The following is a 6,754-nucleotide window of genomic DNA, read 5'->3' on the forward strand; positions in this document are numbered from 1 at the left end:
TACGATGTAGGAGGTACTTTAGTGCCGAAGTCTCTAAGATAATTCACGGCTAAAGCCCTTCCTACGAGACAAGAGGTGCGAGGTGCGAGGTACGAGGTGCGAGGTGCGAGATATTGTAGGCGTGAAATTTATTTCGCGCGAAATATAAACAGCAGTGCCGTGTTTGAGGCGCGCCAAGCAAGCGTGACGCCTACGATGCAGGAGGTACTTTAGTGCCGAAGTCTTTAGGATAATTCACGGCTAAAGCCGTTCCCACGAGACAAGAGATGCGAGGTGCGAGGTGCGAGGTGCGAGGTATTGTAGGCGTGAAATTTATTTCGCGAGAAAGCCTAGCACCTAGCACCTACCCCCTAATACCTAGCACCTACCCCCTAATACCTAGCACCTACCCCCTAATACCTAGCACCTACCCCCTAATACCTAGCGCCTTATTTTTTCAAACCCCAAACAAAAAAATGCCACCTTTCGGTGGCATTACACACGGGATTATTTCTATTTACTAGAAATGCTTTTCAAAGTTCAAGGCGGTGCGCTTTTCACCCAACCTCAAACTCATAATTACTTCCAACTTTTCATCTTATGACCTTTAACAGCATAGAAAAGTATGAATAAATAACAAGGCAACATCACAATATAAGCCATTTGTTGTGCTTCTGCGCTTTTTACGCCGCCACTTGCTAAGCCCCAAAATAATGGACCGAACGCTCCACCAGCAATACCCATAACGAGCAGACCAGAGCCTACACTAGTTAGCTTGCCTAAACCAGATAATGCTAACGGCCAAACTGCCGGCCATACAATGGCATTAGCAAAGCCTAGCACAGCAATGAGCAATAAGGTATCAGGCAGTACCGATTTTAGGCCAAATAATGTTGATATAAATACAGTTTCATTGCTACCTGTAACAATCGCTAGAGTTAACACACAACCCAATACCGCTGAAATTGTCAGCGCTGTTTGCTGCGATAACACTCTTGGGATAAGTAAAATCCCTAAAAAGTAACCTAGTACCATACAGCCCATGGTGTATGATGTCATAACACTGTATTTTTCAACACCTAACGACAACGCAAAGCTACCAATCGTATCACCTGCAATTACTTCAACAGCTACATAAACAAAAAGTGCCACAATCCCTAAGGCAAGACTCGGATGGCTCAGCGCTTCTTTTACCTGCCCCGGTTTTTGTTCATCAACATCGTCATCTATTAACTCTGGTAATGGCATTTTAGTAACTGCAAAGCCGAGTATACCAATAAAAATAGCCATCCCTAAATACGGTAAAATTAAGCCATTGGCCATCGCATCAATATCAGTTTGGCTAAGTTCTTTACCTACAAAACCTTTAAAATCGCTGAGTATCAGTGCGGTAAACACGATTGGTGCTACAACTCCAGCACCTTTATTTAATATACCCATAATACTAACGCGAGCCGCGGCTGATTCTTCGGGGCCAATTCTTACTACGTATGGGTTAACCGCTGTTTGCAGCAATGTTTGCCCAGCCCCCATAACAAGCTGCGCGAATAAAAACAGTGCAAAAATTTGCGTTTTTGCAGCAGGAATAAACAGTAAACCTGCCACCATCATGGTCGCCATACCCAGCGCCATACCGTTTTTATAACCTACCTTTCTGATGATCATCGCCGAAGGTAGAGCCGTAAAAGTCACAGCAATATAAAAAGAGAAAATAATCAGCGATGCCTGAAACGGTGAAAGCTGCAAAATTTGCTGTAAAAATGGCATCAGTGAACCATTTAACCATGTAGCAAAACCCAGTATAAAAAACAGCGTGGCAACAATCGCCATAGGCACAACACTGCTTTGTTTATTCATTTCAGACATAACATTTCCCATAACAGCACAGCTCGACTCTACAGCGCTGCTGATTCAGATGATTATATAAAAGAGATATTAAATATTTATAACACTATCGCAACAAAAATGACAGCGCTGACATATTTCTTTTAAGTGGTGTCTAGGAGCCGTCAGCTTTCAGCTGTCAGTTTTGAGCCGAACAGTGTTGTTTGGTTGCAATACATTCCCCCTTCAGATAGGTGTTGAATGCAAAACGCGCCAAGCAAGCGTGACGCCTACGAGGTGCGAGGTGCGGGATGCGAGATGCGAGATGCGAGATACGAGATACGAGATGCGAGGTGTGAGATGCGAGGTGCGAGATGCGAGGTGCGAGGTGCGAGGTGCGGGGTGCGGGGTATTGTAGACGTGAAATTTATTTCGCGCGAAGTTTTTAGGCAGCCAGATTTTAGTCAGACGCGCAAGCAAAAATGACGCCTACACTTTGCTGTAGGCGTCACATTTATTCATCACAAAGCACTACTCACCAACAACTGTGACGCGACTGGTTTGCTGTGCGTTTAAGCGGGTGCGTAAAGCAACTTTTGCATTGTTATCAACCTTCACAGGCCCAACGTAAGTTTGCCAGCTTTGGCCGTTGTCTAGGCTGTATTCAATGCTCAAATAAGCAAATGCGCTGTTGGCATACAACTTACCATTTTCAATCACACCGCCTGGTACCGGTAAATGCAGATCAATGCCATCTTTGGCTAACTTATCAAGCTCTTTTAAACCGACTGCACTTGAGAACTCAGCCCAGTCTTTTGCTTGTTTTTTACTATCGACGTTTTCGCCTTCCCAATCGGCTTTATGCCATGCGCGCTCTGCCACTGACAAAATACGCGGGAAGATCATTGCTAATACTTGCTCTTCAGTACGGATTGTTTCTGACCATACCTGACCTTGCATACCCAAAATATTCTCTGGCTTTTCAAGTTTAGGTAACGGGCGGCCCACCAACGCTTCTAAATTAACAATTGGCTCACGAGTGCGGGTGTAGTCGGCATTGGCATACACGTCATCTGGCATGTAATTAAAGGCTTTTTTAGTATCTGTGTAACGAGTTGCCCAGTAATAACCACGCTCTTCAGGGCTTGCTTCGTATGGGTGATCAAAATACAAATGCGTACCGTGTGATAGCACCACTTGGTAACCGGCATTTGCTAGGCGGTATGCTCTATCGGCAACACCCCATTCCCAAATGTTATCCCAAGTATTAACGGTAAAAGTTTTGTTAGGGAACTCATCACGTTTAAACGAATTTTCGCGGTCATACATGATGCCATCTTCCCAAATACCCGGAGAAATACCGCGTTTTTCAAGTAAGGTTGCAACACGCTGTGTGAAATAAGGTTTTAAATCAGCCGGGCCAGCTACACCGTTATTAGGATCAGCAAATAACGCCTGACAGATTGGCGAGCCTATCCATGAACCAGCACCGACTTCATCACCACCAATATGCAGGTTCTTTAACTGCACACCTGCTTCGCGATACATCTGCTGAAGTTCATAAGTTACTTTATCTAAAAATGCGTAGGTAGAGTCCATACACACATTCATTGAGTTATCTTTGTAGTTTTGTACCGTCATGTACACAGAGGTATCTTTTGGATCAGTAAGCAAGTATTGCGTTGCTGGTCCCATATCTATGTGTTGAATTTCTTTATTTGCAGAGCGCGTTTTAATGTTGTTTTTAGCGGCTTTCTCAGCTTCTTCTAACATGTTGTGATAACGCGCTTCCATCGCTTTGATTGAGGCACGAGCATGGCCAGGGCCTTCAACTTCAGGGATGATTTGAATGTGGCGGTCTTTCGCAAACTTTAATAGCTCAACAAACTCATCACGTTTCAAATAACCGTTGCCAGAGCCTGATTTAAATGGCCCTGTGCCAAGCTGAGTTAATAAGCACTCGCGCTCTTCTAAATCAAAGCAGCGATAGCCGCCAACGTCTGTGAGCTCTGGTAAACCAGGGATCTCAAGTCGCCAACCTTCATCTTCTGAAAAGTGCCAGTGTAGCTTATTCATTTTATAGCGAGCCATTTGCTCAACCAGCTTGAACATGGCTTCTTTGCCATGATAGTTACGACCATTATCGTAATGCATACCACGCCAACCATAACGCGGTGAGTCTTCAAGTTCTAACTGCGGTAAGCTGGCACTGCCTTGGCTATTTGCAGGAATGAGGTTCAATAAGCTTTGCATCGCATAAAACACACCGGCGTTATCGCTACCTACGATGGTGATCACTTCATCATCAATCTCTAGAGTGTAGCTTTCAGCTTTTGCATTATTGAGTTTAGGGTCAACTTTTAAGCGAATTACTTTGTCTTTGCCGACATCGATATGATCAGGCTGTGCTTTAAGGCTAATGCCATAGTCATCTTGTAAGTCTTGCATAAACACCATAACTTCGTGCTTAAGCTGGCCTTGATAACTGATTTGCCAATTATTGTTTAGCGTCGCGCTACCTCGATTAAAATCGACTTTACGAGGCTTAGGGATAATACGCTTTAAAGCATCCTCTTTACTAACCGACACCTTGTCAGTGCTATTACGCTCGAAACGTACTTTTGCCGTTGCTAAAACCGATAAATCTTTTGGCTCATTGTAACGGCGTAACTGATTTTCACGGGTAAATGGCGTCACAAACTGTTTAAAGTCTTCAGTGTCGGTGTTGGCAAATACGGCTGGTTTATTCTTACCCGAAACAAAAAATGCCCGTGGCATAAAGTCACTGTAAGCAACAATCCATACTTGCGCATCAAACGGCAACTCTAAACTTTCACCTGCGGCTAAGCCTTTAAAAGAGCTCGTTGGTACGATGCGATGAAGGTCACCATTAACGTGCTCTATGTTTAGGCCCGCAACATGCTCGGTTGAGATTTTACGAACAGAGTGAATATAAAGCTGCCAGTCGCTCTCGCCTGCAGGCAACGCCACATCAGAGCCATTATTGAGGGTAATTTTTCCTAAAAAGCCCGCATCTTTATTACGAAAGTTATCTTCTACCGAAAACAGCAGTTCGGTACCTTTCGCAAACTGATCAACTTGCGATTGAGTTAATGCTGCACTAGCCATTAAAGGCGCAGTCGCTAGCATTACCGCGAATAGTGACTTCTTAAAATCCATTACTTTCTCCTCGTTTAAGCCCTGAGTGTACGGTATTTCTGCGTACTATTTTTCATTTTTGTTAATAATTCGTTCCTATCATATAAAAACTAAAATGACAGCGCTATCATTTTGTGAAAAATAAAGGCAAGGAGTTAGCTATCAGCTATCAGCTATCAGCTATCAGCTATCAGCTATCAGGCTGACGGCTGACGGCTGACGGCTGACGGCTGACGGCTGACGGCTGACGGCTGACGGCTCAAACCTTAACACAAAGATACTTCTCTTCTAGATACTCATCTAACCCTTGGTGACCGCCTTCTCGGCCTAAGCCAGACTGTTTAACGCCGCCAAAAGGCGCTACTGGGTTTGAGATGAGGCCTTCGTTAATACCAATCATGCCGTATTCGAGTGCTTCGCTTACGCGATAAACTTGCTTGATGTTTTCACTATAAAAATACGCAGCTAAACCGTAAGGTACGTCGTTCGCAAGCTGAAGTACTTCTTGCTCATCATCAAAGGCGATTATGCTGACTACAGGGCCAAACACTTCATCATGATAGATATCCATCTCAGGGGTCACATCAGTTAAAATTAATGGCGCTTGAAAGCTACCTTCAAGTTCGCTGTTGTCACCAATTAACGACGCCCCTTTATCAACCGCATCTTGCACAAGTGTTTGTACTTTCTCTTTTGCTTTAGGGTAAATTAATGGGCCAATATCTACCCCGTCATCAAGACCATTACCTACCTTTAACTCAGCTACTTTGTCAGTGAGTTTTTCGAGTACCGTTTCAAGCACTGAACGCTGAACAAAAATTCGGTTTGCGGCGACACAAGTTTGCCCTGCGTTTCTGAATTTAGCCCCCATAAGGCCTGCAACAGCTTCATCTAAGTCGGCATTATCAAAAATAATAAACGGGGCATTACCGCCAAGTTCCATCGATGTTTGTTTAATGGTTGAGGCGCACTGCGATAGTAACTGCTTACCTACACCGGTTGAGCCTGTGAATGTGAACTTACGGACACGCTCCGACTCGGTCATGATCTCACCCACCATTTTTGCGTTTTCAGAGACCACTACGTTCAGCGCACCTTTTACAAACCCTGCTTTATCAGCAAGGTAGGCTAAGGCAATAGCGCATAATGGCGTATGCTCCGAAGGTTTAATCACAAAACTACAACCCGCGGCATAAGCGGGTGCCACTTTACGGGTGATCATGGCAATCGGGAAATTCCAAGGGGTAATACCAGCCACCACACCGATTGGCTGTTTTATCGTTCTTAAACGATGCTTGCTGTCAGTAGCAGGAATTGTGTCGCCATAACTGCGCTTTGCTTCTTCACTAAACCATTTAATAAAGCCTGCACCGTATTCCACTTCGCCCAAGGCTTCTTTTAAAGGCTTACCCTGCTCTTTAGTCATTAACTCAGCAAGCTGTTGCTTATGCTCAATAACCAACTCATACCAACGGCGTAACGTTTCACTACGCTCGGTTGCGGTTGTTTGCTTTAATTTGCTAAATGCCTCGTCAGCACTTTTTATTGCTTGCTCAACGCCAGCCTCATCAATATTAGAGACCTGCGTAATTGCTTGTCCAGTTGCGGGGTTATCTACACTAAAACGCTGGCTCGTAGAGTAAAAGTCACCGTCGATAAACGAATCAGAAAAAACCAAATCAGACATAGAACCTCCAAGTAAAAGCTATCAGCTATCAGCTATCAGCTATCAGCTATCAGCTATCAGCTATCAGCTATCAGCTATCAGCTATCAGCTATCAGCTATCAGCTA

The 6,754-nt window shown here is 44.4% G+C and carries 3 protein-coding genes; all 3 read right to left on the reverse strand.

The window, feature by feature from the left end; translation table 11 throughout:
• Positions 1–558: 558 nt before the first annotated feature.
• The gene (nagP, locus tag AN394_RS20605; protein ID WP_095209730.1) at positions 559–1,845 is read right to left on the reverse strand and encodes an N-acetylglucosamine MFS transporter NagP; all 1,287 of its coding nucleotides are present in this window, start codon (positions 1,843–1,845) and stop codon (positions 559–561) included.
• Positions 1,846–2,334: 489 nt separating this feature from the next.
• On the reverse strand, positions 2,335–4,983 hold the full coding sequence (locus tag AN394_RS20615; RefSeq protein ID WP_055022443.1) for a family 20 glycosylhydrolase: 2,649 nt from the start codon (positions 4,981–4,983) through the stop codon (positions 2,335–2,337).
• Positions 4,984–5,221: 238 nt separating this feature from the next.
• A complete protein-coding gene (locus AN394_RS20620) occupies positions 5,222–6,649 on the reverse strand; it encodes an NAD-dependent succinate-semialdehyde dehydrogenase (RefSeq protein ID WP_055022444.1) in 1,428 nt (475 codons plus the stop codon).
• Between the last annotated feature and the right edge of the window lie 105 nt (positions 6,650–6,754).

The sequence above is a fragment of the Pseudoalteromonas sp. P1-26 genome, assembly GCF_001401795.1.
Lineage (GTDB): Bacteria > Pseudomonadota > Gammaproteobacteria > Enterobacterales > Alteromonadaceae > Pseudoalteromonas.

Bases quoted from the DNA above. Each gene is read 5' to 3' on its own strand.
- nagP (WP_095209730.1), bottom strand. From the start codon at position 1,845: ATGTCTGAAATGAATAAACAAAGCAGTGTTGTGCCTATGGCGATTGTT.
- AN394_RS20615 (WP_055022443.1), bottom strand. From the start codon at position 4,983: ATGGATTTTAAGAAGTCACTATTCGCGGTAATGCTAGCGACTGCGCCT.
- AN394_RS20620 (WP_055022444.1), bottom strand. From the start codon at position 6,649: ATGTCTGATTTGGTTTTTTCTGATTCGTTTATCGACGGTGACTTTTAC.